The sequence below is a fragment of the Streptomyces sp. NPDC029152 genome, assembly GCF_055564355.1.
Map to the genome: position 1 here is coordinate 198895 of NZ_JBVHWR010000001.1, position 17497 is coordinate 216391.

At 75.1% G+C, this 17497-nt stretch carries 17 protein-coding genes and 1 tRNA gene; 10 read left to right on the forward strand and 8 right to left on the reverse strand.

All coding sequences use genetic code 11. From position 1 onward, the window contains the following. Window positions 1-32: 32 nt before the first annotated feature. Both ACZ4V6_RS00855 and ACZ4V6_RS00860 read left to right on the forward strand, forming a co-directional pair. The gene (locus tag ACZ4V6_RS00855) at window positions 33-1250 is read left to right on the forward strand and encodes an SPFH domain-containing protein (RefSeq protein WP_467821612.1); all 1218 of its coding nucleotides are present in this window, start codon (window positions 33-35) and stop codon (window positions 1248-1250) included. A gap of 129 nt (window positions 1251-1379) precedes the next feature. Then, the gene (locus ACZ4V6_RS00860; protein ID WP_467821613.1) at window positions 1380-1985 is read left to right on the forward strand and encodes a lytic polysaccharide monooxygenase auxiliary activity family 9 protein; all 606 of its coding nucleotides are present in this window, start codon (window positions 1380-1382) and stop codon (window positions 1983-1985) included. 54 nt (window positions 1986-2039) lie between these two features. Here the strand turns inward: ACZ4V6_RS00860 and ACZ4V6_RS00865 are convergent. The 6 genes from ACZ4V6_RS00865 to ehuB all read right to left on the reverse strand — a co-directional run bounded on the left by ACZ4V6_RS00865 (window position 2040) and on the right by ehuB (window position 6217). Next, a tRNA-Lys gene (locus tag ACZ4V6_RS00865) sits at window positions 2040-2113 on the reverse strand. Window positions 2114-2211: 98 nt separating this feature from the next. Further along, complete coding sequence (locus ACZ4V6_RS00870) at window positions 2212-2970, reverse strand: IclR family transcriptional regulator (RefSeq protein WP_467821614.1); 759 nt, start codon at window positions 2968-2970, stop codon at window positions 2212-2214. A gap of 194 nt (window positions 2971-3164) precedes the next feature. After that, window positions 3165-3950, reverse strand: a complete 786-nt coding sequence (gene ehuA, locus ACZ4V6_RS00875; protein ID WP_467821615.1) for an ectoine/hydroxyectoine ABC transporter ATP-binding protein EhuA — start codon at window positions 3948-3950, stop codon at window positions 3165-3167. Then, entirely contained in the window at window positions 3940-4590 is a 651-nt protein-coding gene (gene ehuD / locus ACZ4V6_RS00880) for an ectoine/hydroxyectoine ABC transporter permease subunit EhuD (RefSeq protein WP_077799839.1), read from the reverse strand. Before ehuD ends, ehuA begins: the two co-directional genes overlap by 11 nt. Continuing rightward, window positions 4587-5291, reverse strand: coding sequence for an ectoine/hydroxyectoine ABC transporter permease subunit EhuC (gene ehuC / locus ACZ4V6_RS00885; RefSeq protein ID WP_467821616.1), 705 nt, complete (start codon window positions 5289-5291; stop codon window positions 4587-4589). The genes ehuD and ehuC overlap by 4 nt, the downstream gene beginning before the upstream one ends. Continuing rightward, window positions 5288-6217, reverse strand: coding sequence for an ectoine/hydroxyectoine ABC transporter substrate-binding protein EhuB (gene ehuB, locus ACZ4V6_RS00890; RefSeq protein WP_467821617.1), 930 nt, complete (start codon window positions 6215-6217; stop codon window positions 5288-5290). Before ehuB ends, ehuC begins: the two co-directional genes overlap by 4 nt. Window positions 6218-6324: 107 nt before the next feature. Here ehuB and ACZ4V6_RS00895 point away from each other — a divergent pair, with 107 nt between their 5' ends. From ACZ4V6_RS00895 to ACZ4V6_RS00905, 3 genes are all read left to right on the forward strand, one after another. After that, on the forward strand, window positions 6325-6699 hold the full coding sequence (locus ACZ4V6_RS00895) for a DUF3830 family protein (RefSeq protein ID WP_467821618.1): 375 nt from the start codon (window positions 6325-6327) through the stop codon (window positions 6697-6699). Window positions 6700-7041: 342 nt separating this feature from the next. Beyond that, window positions 7042-7773, forward strand: coding sequence for a maleate cis-trans isomerase family protein (locus ACZ4V6_RS00900; protein ID WP_467821619.1), 732 nt, complete (start codon window positions 7042-7044; stop codon window positions 7771-7773). Between the two features lie 190 nt (window positions 7774-7963). Next, window positions 7964-8416, forward strand: a complete 453-nt coding sequence (locus ACZ4V6_RS00905; RefSeq protein ID WP_467821620.1) for an iron chaperone — start codon at window positions 7964-7966, stop codon at window positions 8414-8416. A 223-nt stretch (window positions 8417-8639) separates the two neighbouring features. On the opposite strand, the gene ACZ4V6_RS00910 is transcribed toward ACZ4V6_RS00905, so the two are convergent. Continuing rightward, window positions 8640-11429: an ATP-binding protein gene (locus tag ACZ4V6_RS00910; RefSeq protein ID WP_467821621.1), complete on the reverse strand. Its 2790-nt coding sequence runs from the start codon at window positions 11427-11429 to the stop codon at window positions 8640-8642. A gap of 132 nt (window positions 11430-11561) precedes the next feature. Here ACZ4V6_RS00910 and ACZ4V6_RS00915 point away from each other — a divergent pair, with 132 nt between their 5' ends. From ACZ4V6_RS00915 to ACZ4V6_RS00930, 4 genes are all read left to right on the forward strand, one after another. Beyond that, window positions 11562-12008 (forward strand): pyridoxamine 5'-phosphate oxidase family protein, encoded by a 447-nt coding sequence (locus tag ACZ4V6_RS00915; RefSeq protein WP_467821622.1) that lies wholly within the window; start codon window positions 11562-11564, stop codon window positions 12006-12008. A 37-nt stretch (window positions 12009-12045) separates the two neighbouring features. Next, a complete protein-coding gene (locus ACZ4V6_RS00920; RefSeq protein WP_467821623.1) occupies window positions 12046-12279 on the forward strand; it encodes an SMI1/KNR4 family protein in 234 nt (77 codons plus the stop codon). Then, complete coding sequence (locus ACZ4V6_RS00925; RefSeq protein WP_467821624.1) at window positions 12246-12425, forward strand: hypothetical protein; 180 nt, start codon at window positions 12246-12248, stop codon at window positions 12423-12425. Before ACZ4V6_RS00920 ends, ACZ4V6_RS00925 begins: the two co-directional genes overlap by 34 nt. A gap of 322 nt (window positions 12426-12747) precedes the next feature. Continuing rightward, on the forward strand, window positions 12748-13848 hold the full coding sequence (locus ACZ4V6_RS00930; protein ID WP_077799850.1) for an LLM class flavin-dependent oxidoreductase: 1101 nt from the start codon (window positions 12748-12750) through the stop codon (window positions 13846-13848). On the opposite strand, the gene ACZ4V6_RS00935 is transcribed toward ACZ4V6_RS00930, so the two are convergent. Beyond that, a complete protein-coding gene (locus ACZ4V6_RS00935; protein WP_467821625.1) occupies window positions 13824-15740 on the reverse strand; it encodes a putative bifunctional diguanylate cyclase/phosphodiesterase in 1917 nt (638 codons plus the stop codon). The two genes, ACZ4V6_RS00930 and ACZ4V6_RS00935, sit on opposite strands and share 25 nt — an antisense overlap. A 272-nt stretch (window positions 15741-16012) precedes the next feature. Here ACZ4V6_RS00935 and ACZ4V6_RS00940 point away from each other — a divergent pair, with 272 nt between their 5' ends. Beyond that, window positions 16013-17389 carry a M6 family metalloprotease domain-containing protein gene (locus tag ACZ4V6_RS00940; RefSeq protein WP_467821626.1) on the forward strand — a complete coding sequence of 459 codons (1377 nt, stop codon included), beginning with the start codon at window positions 16013-16015 and terminating at the stop codon, window positions 17387-17389. Window positions 17390-17497 lie beyond the last annotated feature (108 nt).

The window sequence follows — 17497 nt, forward strand, 5'->3', positions numbered from 1 at the left end:
ATGACGCATCTGGCGCGGAGGCTGGAGCACGCATGAGTACGACCTCTTCGACGACACCTTCGACCCCCCCGGCACCGGTTCCGGAACCGACGTCGGCACCGGCTCCCGCCCCGGCACCGGTTCCGGAGCCGGCTCCGGCTCCCGCCCCGGTCCCCGGGCTCGGCGGCCCGGTGGAGGGCACGGCCCGGCCCACGCGGCTCATCCGCAACGAGGCGACCACCGAGATCCCCGTCCACCTCCTGTTCCGGGACGACCCCGCCCCGTCGCCGGTGCCGCTGCGGCCCGCGGTCGTCGGCCGCCGGCAGGACACGGGGGAGCAGCCGCGGACGCGGCGCCCCACCGCGGCGCGGGCCCGGCCCGCGGTCACGGTCGACCCGGAGCTGTCGGAGCGTCCGGCCCGGGTGCTGCCCGGCACGGCCGGCGTGGCCGCCGGCGTCTGCGGGGTGGTGGGCTGCGCGGTCACCTCCTGGTGGGCCGGGATCGTGCCGCCGCTCGCCGTCGAGGCGCTGGGGCTGCCGGCGCAGGCGGGCGCCGGGCTCGGCCCCGCGCGGTGGGCGGCGTACGTGGCCGCCGGGACGCTGGGGCTGTTCGGCTTCGGCGGGCTGGCCCGGGGCCGGGCCGGGCAGGCGTGGGTCCTCGGTCTGTTCGGCCGCTACCGGGGGACCGTCCGGCGCACCGGCCTGATGTGGGTGAACCCGCTGTTCCTGCGCCGCCGGGTCGACGTGCGGCTACGGCACTGGCGCAGCGAGCCGATGCCCGCGGCCGACGGGAACGGCGTCCCGCTGAGGACGGTGACGCTGGTGGTGTGGCGGGTGCGGGACACCGCGCGGGCCACGCTGGGCGTCGAGGACCACGAGACGTACCTGCGCGAGTGCGTCGAGGCGGCGCTGGCCCGGGTCCCGGTGGAGCCGGCGGGCACGGTCCGCGGTGCGGCGGACGTGGCGGGGGAGACGCTGACCCGGCTGGTGGCGGCGGACGTGGCGCCGGTCGGCCTGGAGGTGTTCTCGGTGCGGCCGGTCCGGGTGGAGTACGCCCCGGAGGTGGCCGCCGCGATGCACCGGCGCCGGATCGCCGCGCTGGACGCGGCGCAGCGGGCGAGCGTGCTCACCTCGGTCGTGGACTCGGTGGAGGACACGGTGACCCGGCTGACGATGCGCGGGCTGGTGGAACTCGACGACTACGAGCGCAAGGTGCTGGTGAAGGACCTGACGGTGGCGTTCTGCGCGGGACGGGGTGATCCGGGGGCGTGAGCGGGGCCGGGAGGGGCCCCGGACCGGGTTCTCCGATTGGTATGGACATGTTCAACCAGCGGCCATAATCTGGCTTGGTCTAGACCAGAAAAGCTCGCTGCACTTCCCCCACGTCACAGGAGAAGCAGTATGCGCACAAGGACCAAGCTGTCCGCCGCGGCGGTGGGTATCGCGACCACCGGGGCCCTGGTGCTCTCGTCCGCCGGTGCCAGCGGCCACGGTTACACCGACCTTCCCGTCAGCCGGCAGAAGGTGTGCCAGAACGGCACCGTCACCGGCTGCGGCTCCATCCAGTGGGAGCCGCAGAGCGTCGAGGGACCCAAGGGCTTCCCGGCCGCCGGGCCGGCCGACGGGAAGATCTGCTCCGCGGGGAACGGGACGTTCGCCCCGCTCGACGCCCCCCGGCAGCCCAACAGCCAGGCGTGGCCGACCACCAAGGTGAACGGCGGACAGAGCTACACCTTCCGCTGGCAGTTCACCGCCCGGCACGCCACGACCGACTTCCGGTACTACGTCACCAAGCCGGGCTGGAACCAGGACCACGCCCTGTCCCGGTCCGACCTCAACCTCACGCCGTTCTTCACGGTGCCCTACGGCGGCAAGCAGCCGCCGGCCACGCTCTCCCACAGCGGCACGCTGCCGTCCGGGCTGAGCGGGCACCACGTGATCCTGTCGGTGTGGACGGTCGCCGACACGGGCAACGCGTTCTACGCCTGCTCGGACGTGACCTTCTGACGGCCGTCCGGACGAAGGAGGGCCCCCTCGCGTCTGCGAGGGGGCCCTCTTCTGTGCGCCGCCAGGGACTCGAACCCCGGACCCGCTGATTAAGAGTCAGCTGCTCTAACCAACTGAGCTAGCGGCGCATGACTCCCGCCTCCCGCTTCCCGCGGTCGGCGACGAAGAAAATACTACCCGGTCCGAAGGGGTGCTCACGACCACCGGCCGCACGGCCCGGACCGGCCTAGATCGCCAGCGGCAGCAGGACCCGTGCCGCGCTCCGGTTCAGGGCGTCCGCGGCCCGCCGCAGCCGGTGCGCGTGCTCGAGGGGGAGGGACAGGGCCAGGCAGCCCGCGGCGGAGCCGGCCGTCAGCGGCACGGCCGCGCAGACCGTGCCCACCGCGTACTCCTGGAGGTCGAGCACGGGCACCGTGGGCGGCTGCGACTCCAGCCGGGACAGCAGCAGGCGGTCGCTCGTGATCGTGCGCGAGGTCAGCCGGGCCATCCTGTGCCGGGCGAGGTGGTCGCGGCGCCCGGCGTGGTCCAGCTGGGTCAGCAGGCTCTTGCCGACCGCGGTGGCGTGCGCCGAGACGCGGAAGTCCACCCACTCGTTCACCCGGGGCGCGGCCGGACTGTCGGCGTACTGGGTGACGCTGACCTCGCCGTCGACGTACCGGCTGAGGTAGACGGCGGCGCCCACCGAGTCGCGCAGCCGGTCCAGGGTGTGCTGGAGCGTGTCGCGCAGGGCCTCCTCGCGGCCGTGCGCCGAGGCCAGGCGGGCCAGGGCCGCGCCCGTGACGTAGGCCCCGTCCGCGGTCTGCTCGACGTAGCCCTCGCGGCGCAGCATGCGCAGGAGCGGGGCCAGCCGCTCCCGGCCGAGGCCGGACTGCCGGGCGAGTTCGGTGTCGGTGATTCCGGTGCTGTGCCGCGCCACCGTCTCCAGGGCGCGCAGGGCGTCCTGGACCGAGTGGTGCGGCGCGGTCGGCTTGTGCTGCAGCGCCACGGTGGTCTCCCCCTGCGCTCGCTTCGAAGGCCCTGGTCCGGACAGCGGGTCCTCTTCACGATAACCGCCAAGCGGCTTGAAGTGAGGGGACGTTGGCGAGATCGCGTGCCTCCCGTCCGCGGTGCCGGCGCTCCGGCACATGCCAGGGGCCTGCCCCGACGCCCCGACCTCGGGCGTCGGGGCAGGCCCCGCCCTCACAGCACCGCGCTGAGGAATTCCCGGGTCCGGTCGTGTTCCGGCTCGCTGAAGATCTTCTCCGGCGCGCCGGCCTCGATGACCCGCCCCGAGTCGAACATCAGGACCTGGTCCGAGATGTCCCGGGCGAAGTTCATCTCGTGGGTCACGCAGAGCATGGTGATGTCGGTGCTGCGCGCGATGTCCCGCAGCAGGTCGAGGACGCCCGCGACCAGCTCCGGGTCCAGCGCGGAGGTCACCTCGTCCAGCAGCAGCACCTTGGGCCGCATCGCCAGCGCCCGCGCGATCGCCACCCGCTGCTGCTGGCCGCCGGAGAGCTGGGCCGGGCGGGCGTCGCACTTGTCGGCCAGGCCCACCATGTCGAGCAGGCCCCTGGCGCGTTCGACCGCCTCGTCCCTGGACATGCCGAGCACGGTGACCGGCGCCTCGGTGATGTTGCGCAGCACGCTCATGTTCGGGAACAGGTTGAACTGCTGGAACACCATCCCGATCTGCTTGCGGGCCTCGCGGCGCTCCTTCTCGGTCGCCGGGAAGAGCCTCCGCCCGTCCACGGTGATCGTGCCCTCGTCGGGCTTGAGCAGGGTCATCAGCAGCCGCAGGATCGTCGTCTTGCCCGACCCGGACGGGCCGATCAGGGTGACGTGCTTGCCGGCGTCGACGGAGAAGTCGAGGTGGTCGAGGACGGTGTTGTCCCCGAACCGCTTGGTGACCCGCTCCAGGCGGATCAGCTCGCCGGTGCTGCGCTCGGGGCTCTTCCCGGGGTTGGGGAGGGTGTCAGTGGGCAAGGCGTCGCTCCAGGGCTCGCAGGGCAAGGGAGGCCAGGTAGGAGACGATGACGAAGGCCACGCCGATCACCGTCAGGGGCTCGGTGAACTGGAAGTTCTGCTGGGAGAACAGCCGTGCCTCGCCGAGCATCTCCAGCACCGTGATCGCCATCAGCAGGGGCGTGTCCTTCAGCATCGAGATCACGTAGTTGCCGAGGGCGGGCACCACCCGGCGGACGGCCTGCGGCAGGATCACCGCGGTCCACGTCCGGCCCAGCGGCAGGTTCAGCGCCGTCGCGGCCTCCCACTGGCCGACCGGCACCGCCTCGATGCCGGCCCGGTAGACCTGCATCGTGTACGTCGAGTAGTGCAGGCCGATGCCGATCACGCCGGTGGTCAGCGCCGAGGCGGTCACGCCCCACTCGGGCAGCACGTAGAACAGGAAGAACAGCTGCACCAGCAGCGGGGTGTTGCGCACGAACTCCGTGACCACCCCGACCGGCCAGGTCACCCAGCGGGACGGCACCCGCATCAGCAGCGCCCACACCAGACCGAGCGCGAAGGAGATCAGCGAGCCGAGCACCAGGATCTGGAGGGTGACCAGCAGCCCGTCCCAGAAGTGCGGCATGAACTCGGAGACCGCGTTCCAGTCCCAGGTCACCGGGCACCCCCGATCCCGGCGGGCTCGGGAGCGACGGACCTCCGCCTCGGGGCCGCCTTCCCGACGCCCGCCTTCAGCTTCTTCTCCAGGCCGCGCATCCCCCGCGTGAGCAGGAACGCGATCACGAAGTAGATCAGCAGGACGTACGTGTAGATCTCCGCGCTCTCCTGGAGCGCCAGGCGCACCAGGTTGCCGCTGAACGCCAGGTCGCCCATGCCCATGACCGACACCAGGGCGGTGCCCTTGAGCAGCTCGACCAGCAGGTTGGAGAAGGGCGGGATCATCTCCGGCACCGCCTGCGGCAGCAGGATCAGCCGCATCCGCTGCCAGGGCGTGAAGCTGAGGGCGATGCCGCCCTCCTTCTGCGCCGGGTCGACCGCGCCGAGCGCGCCGCGCACGATCTCGGCGCCGTACGCCCCGTAGGTCAGGCCCAGCGCCAGCGTGCCCGCCCACATCGGCACCAGCTGCCAGCCGAAGGCCGGCGGCAGCACGAAGAACACCCAGAAGATCATCACCAGCGCGGAGGTGCCGCGGAACACCTCGGTGTAGAAGCCCGCGAGGAAGCGGACGATCCACAGCCGGTGGGTGCGCGCGACGCCGGCCACGAAGGCGACGGCCGTCGCCAGCAGCGCGCTGAAGAAGAGGAGCTGGACGGTGACCCAGACCCCCCGCAGTACGAGTTCCCAGAGTCCGGACGTCATCCGCCGCACAGCTCCTTCGCGGTCAGATCGGTCATCTCGTCCTCGGTGAACCCGAACGGCTTGAGGATGCGGAGCAGTTCACCGCTCTTCTTGAGCTTGTGCAGCTCGACGTTGAAGGCGTCCCGCAGATCGGTCTCGGTCGGCCGGAAGGCGAAACCGCCGCCGTCGACGTGCGGCCTGCCGCCCACGACCGGCTTGAACGCCTCGGTCGCCTCGGCCTTCGAGGACTTCTTCACCACCTCGCGGGTGGTCAGCGCCGTGCCCGCGAAGACGTCCACGCGCCCGGCCTCGACGGCGTTGAGGCCGGCCACCTGGTCGGGGACGATCAGGATGTCGCCCTCCGCGTACCCGGCCTCGACCGCGTACTGGATCTCGGCGTACCCGGTGCCGGTCGCGAACCTGGCCTTCTTCTCCACGACGTCCTGGTAGTCGCGCAGGCCGAGCGGGTTGCCCTTGCGCACGATGAAGGAGTCGAGCATCTGGTAGTCGGGGTCGGAGAAGATGACCTGTTCGCAGCGGTCCGGATTGATGTACATCCCGGCCGCCACGACGTCGAACTGCTGCGACGCCAGGCCCGGGATGAGGGAGCCGAACTCCGTCGGCACCGGCTGCACCCGGTCCACCCCGAGCCGCTTGAAGACGACCTTCGCCAGCTCCGGCGCCTCGCCGGTCAGCTCCCCGTTCCTGTCGATGTACCCGAAGGGGACCTCGCCCGCGATGCCGAGCCGGGCCACACCCTGCGCCCTCAGCCGGTCGAGCAGGTCGCCGCCCTCCACGTCGGACGCGGTGGCGACCCGCGAGCAGCCGGCGGCCCCCAGTGCGCCGAGCGCCGCGGCCCCCGCGAGCAGCGATCGGCGAGTGGGCCCCGAACTCCCGGGCGTTCGGACGGATATGCCCCATGGAGGGGTTCTGTGTGGTGGAGCCATGGGCGCGCAGCTACCCGAAGCCCCGGAGGTTATGCCGATCTTTTTCGGTCCGATACGTCGGCACGGCCGCCCCGGCCGCGACGGCCCGGCCCGCCGCCGTGGAGGGCATGGCCGGTCGCCGCACCGAAGTCCCGCTGGTCACCCGCGAGATCGCGTGCACGGCCCGACCGCTGGGCGAACGGGCCCCGCTCCCCTGCGCGGCGGTCCGGAAGGCCCTCCCCCCGGCCGGCGACGCGTATCGCGCCGAATGCGCCCGGAACGGGATCCACGCCCCCTTCCCGCCGTTCGCGGCGGACGGGCCACCGCCGGAGGACCCGGCCGTCACGCCCATCCCGGACGACCTGTGCCATTTTGCCCTCGCGGACGCCGAGTCGGGCACCGGGGCGTACGGCTGCGACCGCGGGGTCCGCGCCGGCGCCGCCCTCGTCGGCCCGGCCCCGTCCCACGAGGGCGGCGCCCCGGCCGCGCGTTCACGGGGCTGACCCGGCGCATCCGGAAGGTGCCGTACCGCGATGTGGCCGGGACGGCACGCCGGGAGGTGCCGAGCCCCGGGACGGCCGACGCGCCGTTCGCCTCCCGCGCCGGCCTCCCCGCCCACGACGTCGTCCCGCAGCCGGGGGCAGGGCCGCGCGGCCCGGTGTTCTCGGCCAACCAAGTGACGATGTGGGCGGCGCTGCGCCGACTGGGTACCCGTGCCGTGGGGCCGTACCGGGCGCCGGCCGACCCGGCGGCGCGGACCGGCCCCGCGGCACCGGGGCCGGGCGGCCCCGTACTGCCGGAGACCCCGAAGTCCCCGGCACGGAACAGCGGCAGGAAGGGCGGACATGACAGCACTGGGATTCCTGTACCCGGGCCACTCCGGCGAGGACGACTACCCACGCATCGAGCAGCTCCTGGGCAGCGACATCCGAGTGGACCTGGTGCACATCGACATCGGCGAGGACGCGCACCGCGTGGACGCCCTGCGCGAGATGGGCTCGCCGCGGCGGCTGGAGGCGGGCACGGCGGAACTGCGCCTGGCCGGAGCCGACGCCGTGGTGTGGGCCTGCACCAGCGGCAGCTTCGTGCACGGCTGGGAGGGCGCCCAGGAACAGGTGCGCTCCCTGGCCCGGACGGCGGGCCTGCCGGCCTCCTCCACCTCCTTCGCCTTCGTGCACGCGGCGAAGGAGCTCGGGCTGCGCCGGGTCGCGGTCGGCGCGACGTACCCCGAGGACGTGGCCCGGCTGTTCGCGGACTTCCTGCGCACCGGCGGCCTGGAGACCGTCGCCGTCGCCGGCTCCGGCGTCGTCACGGCCGCGGAGGCCGGCACCTGGACCGAGGCCGAGGTGCTGGCGCTGGCCCGCGCGGCCGACCACCCGGACGCGGAGGCCGTCCTCCTGCCCGGCACCGCCCTGCACACGGCGGCGCACATCCCGCTCCTGGAGAAGGAGCTGGGCAAGCCGGTCCTCACCGCCAGCCAGGTCAGCGTCTGGGAGGGGCTGCGGCTGGCCGACCGCCGGGTCAACGCGCCGGAACTCGGCGCGCTGTTCACACGGGAGCCGGTGGTGCAGGTGTGAGGCGGGGCTCCCTCCGGGCCCGCCGCCGGCCCCGGAGGGAGCCCCCGTGGTGCTTTCCGCGATGTTCCCGTGGTGCTTTCCGTGGTCAACACGGAGGCGCGCACGCCCCGGCCGCGAGAGGCTGTGAGCACAGCGGCCGGAACCGTCAGGGCACACCGGCCGACGGACCACCAGGACCACGGGAGGGACCATGACCACCACCGGGGACAGCACGTACGAGGGGTTCACGGCCGAGGAGCGGGCCGCGATGAAGGAGCACGCCCGGGAGCAGAAGAAGGCGGCGCGTCGCGGCTCGAAGGCGGACAAGGCGGCGGAGGCCGAACGGGACCTGCTCGCCAAGATCGCCGAGATGGGGGACTCCGACCGGGCCATGGCCGAGCGCGTCCACGCCGTCGTCACGGCCACGGCCCCCCAGCTCGCGCCGAAGCTCTGGTACGGGATGCCCGCCTACGCGCTGGACGGCAAGGTCGTCTGCTTCTTCCAGAGCGCGGCGAAGTTCAAGGCGCGCTACGCGACGCTCGGCTTCAACGACCCGGCCGGGCTGGACGAGGGCGCGATGTGGCCGACCGCCTTCGCCCTGACCGAGGTGACGCCCGAGGTGGAGGCGCGGATCGCGGCCCTGGTGAAGCAGGCGGTGGGCTAGGGGCCCGTCCGACGGTTCCCGCCTGCCCGGCGGGCGGACGACGGGAAGTGCCGGACGGGCCCCGGGGGACGTCGTCCGGGTCGTGCCGGGGGCGCGGGGTCCGGCACGCGCGTCCGCGGCGTCGCCGGCCGCACGGCGCCGTCGCCGGCCGCACGGTGCCGTCGCCGGCCGCACGGCGCCGTCGCCCGGGGCCGGCCCGATCCGGACGGGCACCCCCCGGGGCCTACGGCGCCGTCAGGCCCAGCCCGGCGAGCGCGGCCCGGCCGGCGGCGGCGTGCCCGCCCCCGGCGAGCAGCAGGGTGCGCGCCGACTGGTAGGGGCAGCCGGCCGCGTCGAACGCCGCCGCCGCGGCGAGCTGCCCCGGCAGGTCGCCGTCGAGCAGCGCCTGCGCGCGGTCCACCTGGGCACCGGCGACCGGATTGCCGGCGACCGTCCTGCGGGCGGCGTCGATCCGGGCCCGGGCGTCCGGGTGCCCGGCGAGCACGGCCGCCTCCGCCCTGAGCGCCACGTACCAGTGCAGCCAGATCCAGCACACCCACTTCCACACCTCCCCGGCCTCCGGGGCGAGCCGCTCCAGCGCCGCGTCCGCGTCCCCGTGGTGGAGCAGGACCACGGCGTCGAGGACGGCGCCGTACCCGAGGCGGTGCTGCTCCCGGGCCGTGTCCGCCCGGTCGACGACCGCGAGCCAGGCCGCCCGGGCCTCGCGGTCGCCGCGCAGGCCGTGCACCATGGCGACCGACGCCGCCGCGGCGCCCAGGGACAGCGACGGCCGGCGGCCGCTGTGCTCCCAGGCCTCCAGGAACCGCGCGCTGTGTCCGAGCACCTCGTCGGCGTGCCCGGCGAACGCGTCCGCCACCAGCAGCCAGGACGTGGCGTGGTGGCCCGCCTCGGCCAGCAGCGGGTGCTCGGCGAGCTGCCGGCCCCACCGCCGGGCGTCCCGCAGCCCGCCCACGCCGAGAGCGGTGCCGGCGGCCATGGCGAGGGCGTCCATCGCCTCGTGCGTCCGGGCGGGACTCGGCGCGACGGAGGCGAGGACCTCCACCCGGCGCCGCGCGGCCGCCGCGACGGCGAAGGCGTCACCGGCCCAGCTGCGGGCCCCGGACAGCGCGTCGAGGGCGGCGGACTCCGCCACCGGGTCGCCCGTGCGCCGGGCGAGGGCGGCGGCCCGTTCGGCGCGCAGGACGGTGTCGGCCACGGTGTTCTCGGCGGCGCCCTGGACCGCGCCGTACGCGTCGTCGAGCACCGCCGCCTCGGCCAGCGCGACGGCCGCCTCGGCCGCGGGGGTGCCGTCGGCCTGCTCGCGCGCCCCGGCGAGGAGGGCCGTCACCTCCGCCACGGGGGGAATCCGTGCGAACAGGGTGGAGAAGCGGTACGCGACGGTGGCGGCCGTCGCCAGGTCGCGGCACGCACCCGCACGGTCCCCGGCCCGGCGGGCGGCCTCGGCGGCGGCGCGGTGCAGCCGGTACATGTCGTCGCCGAGCCTGCGGCACCCGGCCACCGCGGCGGCCCGCCGCAGCGCCTCGGCCCGCGCGCCGTCGCCGTCGGCGAGGGCGGCCGCCTGCTCGTACCGCTGCTGGGCCTCGCCGAGCAGGGTCCGGGAGAAGGCCGCCCCGGCCAGCGACAGGGCGAGACGGTGGGCGTCCGCGCGCCGCTCCGGCCGGCCGGCGGCCCAGGCGAGGGCGGCCCGCAGGTCGTCCGCCGACGCGTCGAACCGGGCGCGCCAGTCCGCGTCCGACGCGTCCCCGAGGGCGGCCGCGGCACCCAGGCACCAGCGCAGGTGCCGGTACCGGACCTCCTCCTGCTCACCGGCGTCGGCGAGCCGCTCCGCCCCGTACTGACGGATGGTCTCCAGCGCCTGGTACCGGGTGCCGGTGGCCGTCGGCACCACGGTGAGCAGGTTCTGCTCGGCGAGCCTGCCGAGCCCGTCGACCACCGCGGCCGCGCCGGCCGGACCCGGCCCGGCGACCTCGCCGGCCGCCTCGGTGGTGAACGGCGCGACGAACACCGACACCCGGCGCAGCAGTTCCCGGTCCTCCAGGTCCAGCAGGTCGTGGCTCCAGTCCAGCACCGCCCGCAGCGACCGGTGCCGTTCGTCGGCGCGCGGCCCGCCGGTGAGGATCCGCAGCGGATCGGCGAGACCGGCCGTCAGACCGTCCAGCCCGAGCGTGGACCAGCGCGCCGCGGCCAGCTCGATCGCCAGCGCCATGCCGCCGAGCCGTTCGCAGAGCGCCACGACCCCGTCGCCCGCCGCCGGGCCGGGCGGCTGTCCGACGGCGGCGGCCCGGTCCGTGAACAGCGCCACCGCCTCCGACGCGTCACCGCCGTCCACGGACAGCGGCGGAACCGGCAGCACCCGCTCGAACGGCACCCTCAGCCGGGCCCGGCTCGTCACGAGCACCCGCAGCCCCGGGCAGGCGGCCAACAGCCGTTCCAGGAACGGCGCCACGCCGTCGCGCACCTGCTCGCAGTTGTCCAGCACCAGCAGCGCCCGGTGGTCCGCCAGCGCGGCCGCCACCGCGTCGTCGACGCCGCGCCCGGGCTGCTCGCCCACGCCGACGGCCGCCGCGACCGCCGCCCCCACCCGGTCCGGCTCGGCCACGGGGACGAGGTCGACGAACCACACCCCGTCCGCGAAGTCGCCGGCCACGTCCGCCGCCACGGCCAGCGCGAGACGCGTCTTGCCGACCCCGCCCGGACCGGTGACGGTCACCAGCCGGTGCGCCTTCACCGCCTCGGCCAGCTCGCCGCGCTCCCGCACCCGGCCGACGAACGCCGTCAGCGGCGCCGGCAGGGCGGGCGCCGACCGCGACCGCTGTGCCCGCGCCACCTCGGCCGCGTGCCGGGCGAGCGCCCGCCGGTCCGGCAGTCCCAGCTTCCGCAGCAGCGAGGAGACGTGCGACTCGACGGTGCGCACGGAGAGGACCAGCCGGGCCGCCATCTCCGCGTTGCTGAGGTGTTCCCCGAGCAGCGCTAGCACTTCCGCTTCCCGCGCCGATATCCCTGGACTGGTCACCGGGGCATTATCCGTGGCGCTTTCCGTGGCCGGCACGGAGGCGTCCGGTGCCCCGGCCGCGAGAGGCTCCGACCACGACGGCCCGCCCGGCCGGAACCGGGCGCCCGTGCCCCGCCACCGACAGGAGTGACCATGAGCGCCGAACCCCGCTCCCGCGCCCAGCGCCGCGAGGACACCGAGCACCGGCTCACCCACGACGTCGACGTCTGGGTGGCCAGCGCCTCGGCGGACGGCGCCCCGTACCTCGTACCGCTCTCCTTCGACTGGGACGGCGAGGCCCTGCTGGCGGCCACGCCGCCGGACAGCCCCACCGGCAGGAACCTGGCCGCGACCCGGGTCGTCCGGCTGGCCCTCGGCCCCACCCGTGACGTCACCGTGATCGACGGCGAGGTCGAGGTCCTGGACGCACCGACACCGCAGCGGGCCGACCTGTTCGCCGAGCGCAGCGGTTTCGACCCGCGTGCGTCGGCCACGCCGTACCGGTGGTTCCGCATCGTCCCGCGCCGTATCCAGGCCTGGCGCGAGGAGGACGAACTGACCGGCCGCGAGCTGATGCGCGACGGCCGCTGGCTGGTCTGACGCTCCGTTGTCGGCGCCGGCTGACAGGATGCCCGGCATGACGACGGACGCCGGCTTCGACTGGCCTTCCTTCCTGGGGCGTTGGCAGGCGGAATGGGCGCCGGACGAGCACGGGACGCCCCGCGGGCGGCTCGGCGGGCCGCCCGCCCCGGAGTCGGCCGTCGCGGCGGCCGAGCAGCGGCTCGGCACCCGGCTGCCGCCCTCGTACCGGGGGTTCCTGGCCGCCGCCGACGGCTGGTGGCCGACGAGGACGGCGAGCGGCGCCTGCTGACCGCACTGGAGCGCGAGTTCGCCCTGTCCCTGCCCCGCTTCGCCCTCACCGACGGCGCCCTGCACCGCTTCACCACCCGCTCGTGGACAAGGACGCCCCGCGAGGGGGAGGGCTACGCCGTCTTCGGCTGGTCGCGCCTCGGGTGACGGCCGCGCCGGCCGCGGACGTCAGCGGGCCGACGGGACGGACTCGGACTGGTCGAGCACGCGCGGCCGGCTTCCGGGAGGGCCGCCGCCCACCGCGACCGCCTCACCGCCCGCACCGTCGAGGACGCGGAGACGCCGGCCCCGCTCGCCCTGATCCGGGCGAGCACGGCCGGCCCCGCGGTGCGCGAGCTGCCCGTGCACCGCCGGGCCGGCCTCCGAAGACCGGCGCCGGCGCCCTTCCGGGGAATAACCGGAGGCTCCCTCCTGTTAGCCAGCGCAGCGATCCGCAGCGAACCGGCACGACAACAGGAGGCACCCCACCATGGCCGCAGACGCCGCAGAGGAGATCCGGGGCACCGCCCACGGCACCGCTCCCGTACCCCTCTCCGTACTGGACCTGGTGACCGTCGGCGCCGGTCGCACCGCCACGGACGCGCTGCGGACCAGCGTGGACATCGCGCGCCTCGCCGAGGCCCGCGGGTACCACCGGTACTGGGTCGCCGAGCACCACTCGATGCCGGGCGTGGCCTCCTCCTCGCCCGCCGTGATCCTCGCCCACCTCGCCGCCCACACCGGCCGCATCCGGCTCGGCTCGGGCGGCGTCATGCTGCCGAACCACGCGCCGCTGGTGATCGCCGAGCAGTTCGGCACGCTGGAGGCCATGGCGCCGGGCCGCGTCGACCTCGGCCTCGGCCGCGCCCCCGGCACCGACGGGGCGACCGCCGCCGCCCTGCGCCGCACCGACCGGCTGAACGAGGGCGCCGACGACTTCCCGCAGCAGCTCGCCGAGCTGATCCGGTTCCTGGACGACGACTTCCCCGACGGGCACCCCTACCGCCGCATCCACGCCGTGCCGGGCCCCGTGCAGGCCACGTCCCCCGGTGGCGTCCAGTCCCCGCACCGGCCGCCGGTGTGGCTGCTGGGCTCGTCCGGCTTCAGCGCCCGGCTGGCCGGCGCCCTGGGGCTGCCCTTCGCCTTCGCGCACCACTTCTCCGCGCAGAACACCGTCCCCGCGCTGGACCTGTACCGCGAGTCCTTCCGCCCGTCCGCCGTGCTGGACGCGCCCTACGCCCTCATCGGCGTCGCCGCGCTCGCCACCGACGACGAGAAGGAGGCCCGCCGGCAGGTGCTGGCCGCCGCGCTGAACATGGTCCGGCTGCGCACCGGGCGCCCCGGTCTGGTGCCGACGCCCGAGGAGGCGGAGGCGTACGACTTCAGCCCGATGGAGCGGGAGTTCGTGGCGTCCTGGAACGCCAACGTCATCCACGGCACCGCCGACGAGGTCCGCGCCGGCCTCGACGACCTCCAGAAGCGCACCGGCGCCGACGAGCTGATGCTCACCGCCAACGCCCACGGCGGCGACGTACGCCTGCGCTCCTACGAGCTGATCGCCGACGCCTACGGCCTGCCGGCGCCGGCCTGAACCCCGGGCGTCCCGGAGGCGCCCAGCAGCGCGGAGATGCGGTCCGGCGCCACGGGCCGGGAGTACAGCCAGCCCTGGCCGGTGTCGCAGCCGATGCGGCGCAGCCGGCTCGCCTGGTCGGAGGTCTCCACGCACTCGGCGGTGACGGTCAGGCCGAGGCGGTGGGCGAGCTGGACCATCGCCTCGACGATGACCTCGTCGGCCGGGTTCGCCGCGGCGGCGCCGGACGCGTCCGACGCGTCCGACGCGTCGGAGGCGCCGGCGGCGTCGGGGGCCCCGGCGACCCCGTCGTACTGGAAGCCCCGGACGAAGGCGCCGTCCAGCTTCAGCACCGACACCGGCAGCCGGCTGAGGTAGGCCAGGTTCGAGTAGCCGGTGCCGAAGTCGTCGATGGCGATGCGGACGCCCATGTCGCTCAGCGCCTTCAGCACCTGCAGCGGCCGGCCCGCCGAGCCCATCACCGCGGACTCCGTCAGCTCCAGCTGGAGCAGGTGCGGGGCGAGGCCCGTCTCCTCCAGGACCGCCGCCACGTCCGCCACCAGGTCGGAGTCCCAGACCTGGCGGACCGCCACGTTGACGCTGACGAAGAGGGGCGGCCCGTCGGGGTGGTCGAGCTGCCAGCGGCGGGCCTGCCCGCAGGCGGTGCGCAGGATCCAGCGGCCCAGCGGGACGATCGAGCCGTCCTCCTCCGCCAGCGCGATGAACCGATTCGGCGCCAGGACGCCGAACTGGGGGTGGTTCCAGCGGACGAGCGCCTCGACGCCCCGCACCCGGCCGTCGTCCATGCCCACCAGCGGCTGGTACTCCAGGGCGAACTCGCCGCGGTCGATGGCCGGGCGGAGCGTGGCGGCGAGGGCCTGGCGGGTCATGCGGCTGGCGTTGCGCTCGGGATCGAACAGGGTCCAGCGGGCCCGGCCGTCGGCCTTGGCCCAGTACAGGGTGGTGTCGGCCGCCTGCATCAGCGCGGTGGGCGTCGTCCCGGCGGCGTGCCGCTCGACCACGCCGACCGACGCGGTGACCGACAGGCGGCGGCCGGAGAGCTCGAAGGGCTCCTGGAGGGCCGCCAGCACGGACTCGGCGAGGTCGGCGAGCTGATCGGTGCCGGTGGAGTCCTCCACCAGCAGGGCGAACTCGTCGCCGCCGAGGCGGGCCACCAGCGGCACCCCGGCCCGCGCGCCCGCGGCCTCCTCCGCGCAGCGCGTGAGCCGCTCGGCGACGGAGGCCAGCAGCCGGTCGCCGAAGCGGTGGCCGAGGGTGTCGTTGACGGCCTTGAAACCGTCCAGGTCCAGGTAGCACAGGCCGACCCGGCCGGTGCCGCCGTGCTCGTACGCCTCCGCCTCCAGCGCGGCCGTCAGCCGCTCGAAGAACAGGGCGCGGTTGGGCAGCCGGGTCACCGGGTCGTGCATCTGGAGGTGGCGCAGCCGGGCCTGGAGTTCGCGCCGGGCGCTGATGTCGGAGACGGAGAGCAGCAGACCGGATGCGTCCCCGGCCAGCCGCGCCACGGTGACCTGGACCCACAGGGAGTGGCCGTCGGCCCGCTTCAGGCGGCGGGTGCAGCGCAGCCGGGACTGCCGGCCGCCCAGCACCTCGCGGTACGCCTGCCAGGTGTCCGCGTCGGAGGCGAGGTCGACCAGGTCGGCCGCCGCGCGGCCGGTCAGGGACGCGGGGTCGGCGCCGAGCAGCGTGCCCAGCGTGTCGTTGGCGCTGACCACCAGGCCCTCGGGGTCCACGACGGCCATCGCGAGCGGGGCGGCCGTGAACACCGAGCGATAGGTCGGAGGCCCCGCACAAGAGGCCGGGCCGGTACCCGCGGCCAGGTCGATGTCACTGTCCGTGACGGCCGACCGGTCGAGGTCTGCCGCGGGCGCCGGCCCTTCGGAGGTTCCGCTCACCGCTCGCTCCCGCAGTGCCTCGATCTCGGTCCGTCTGTCCGTGCAGGAAAGTGTGCCGATCATAGAGGCTGGCTCCGGCCCCTTCCAGCCGCCGAACCGCCTTCCGGACCGGGTGAGCCCTCCGGGTGATCGTTTCTGCCCATCTCTGGACGGCTCCGTCACGCCTCCGACCAGTCGTGACGTTCCGTGAAGGGGTCGGGGGCGTCGGCTCCGGAGGGACCTCGCGCGACTCACCCGTCCGGTGCAGGCGAACAGGGCGCAGTACGACAAACATGCACAAGCTGGGTGCGGTGTCCCGCGAACCGCACCCGGAGGTCCACGTGCCGCGCCAGTTCCCCCTGAGGCGACTTCCCCGCGAGGCCCTCAAGGGTCCCGGCGCGGGCCGCCCCGCGACGGGGGCGGCCCGGCTCAGGCTGCGCAGCACGGCCGCGGTGTGCACCACCATGTCGGCACTCGCCGCGACCTCCCTGATCAGCGCCCCCTCGGTCGCCGAGCCCTTCTCCCCGCGGCCCTGCGCGCTCCGGCGCACCGCGGCCCACCACTCCGAGGGCCTGGACACCTGGAACGCCGCCTACCCGCGCCCGGCCCGCGTGCTGGACGCGGTGATGGTGTTCCTGTCCTTCCCGGACTCCCGGCCGCTGACCGCACCGGCCGAACTGGCCGCCGACCACTTCCCGGCCACCACCCGCTTCTTCCAGCGCGCCTCCTACGGCGCGTTCACGCTCCGCCCGCACCCCCTGCGGAACTGGATCCGCATGCCGAGGCCGTCGACGGCGTACGACATACGGCGCGACTGGAGCGCCGGGCACCGGGCCGCCTACCTGCACGACGCGCTCGCCGCCGCCGATCCGCACGTGGACTTCTCCCGCTACGACATCGTCTACCTCGTCGCCGACCCGGACGCCCCCGGCGTCGACTCCGACGCCACGAAGGTCGTCAACCTGGACTCCCCGATGCGGGCCGACGGCACCGACGTCCGGCGGGTCGTCACGGTGTTCGAGAACCATCCGCCGGACCGGCTGGTGCTGGCCCACGAGACCGGGCACGTCTTCGACCTGCCCGACCTGTACCACCGGCCCGCCGACGGCAAGGGCGACTGGGACACGTTCGTCGGCGACTGGGACCTGATGGGAAGCCAGTTCGGACTGGCCCCCGACCTGTTCGGCTGGCACAAGTGGAAGCTGGGCTGGCTGCGGCCCCGGCAGGTGACGTGCGTGCGCGGCAGCGGACCGACCCGGCTGACCCTGGAGCCGCTCGGCGCGGGCCCCGACGTGGTGGTGGCGGGGGCCGCCGGGGCGCCGGGCTTCGGGCTCGGCCGGGGCACCAAGCTGGCCGTGGTCCGCACCGGGGCCGACAGCGCCCTCGCCTTCGAGGCGCGGGGGCCGGCGGGCAACGACGCCGCCGCCTGTCGCACGGGGGTGCTGGTGTACCGGGTGCGCGGCGGGGCGCGGTCCGGGGGCGGGCCGGTCGAGGTGATCGACGCCCACCCGCGCACCGAGGCATGCTGGGCGGACTCGGTCTACCCGCCGCTCGCGGACGCGCCGGTGGGACTCGGCGAGAGCTTCACGGTGCCGGGGGACGGCGTACGGGTCGAGGTGGAGGGGCGGACGACGTCGGGAGCCTGGACGGTGAAGATCACGCCCGGCTGAGCTTCCCGGGCGGGGCTCGCCGCGGCCGGGGGTCGGGGGGCGAAGCTCCCGCCACGCGCGGCGCGGCCGCGCGGGAACGACGACGGCGAGGCCGTTCGCGCTTTTCCG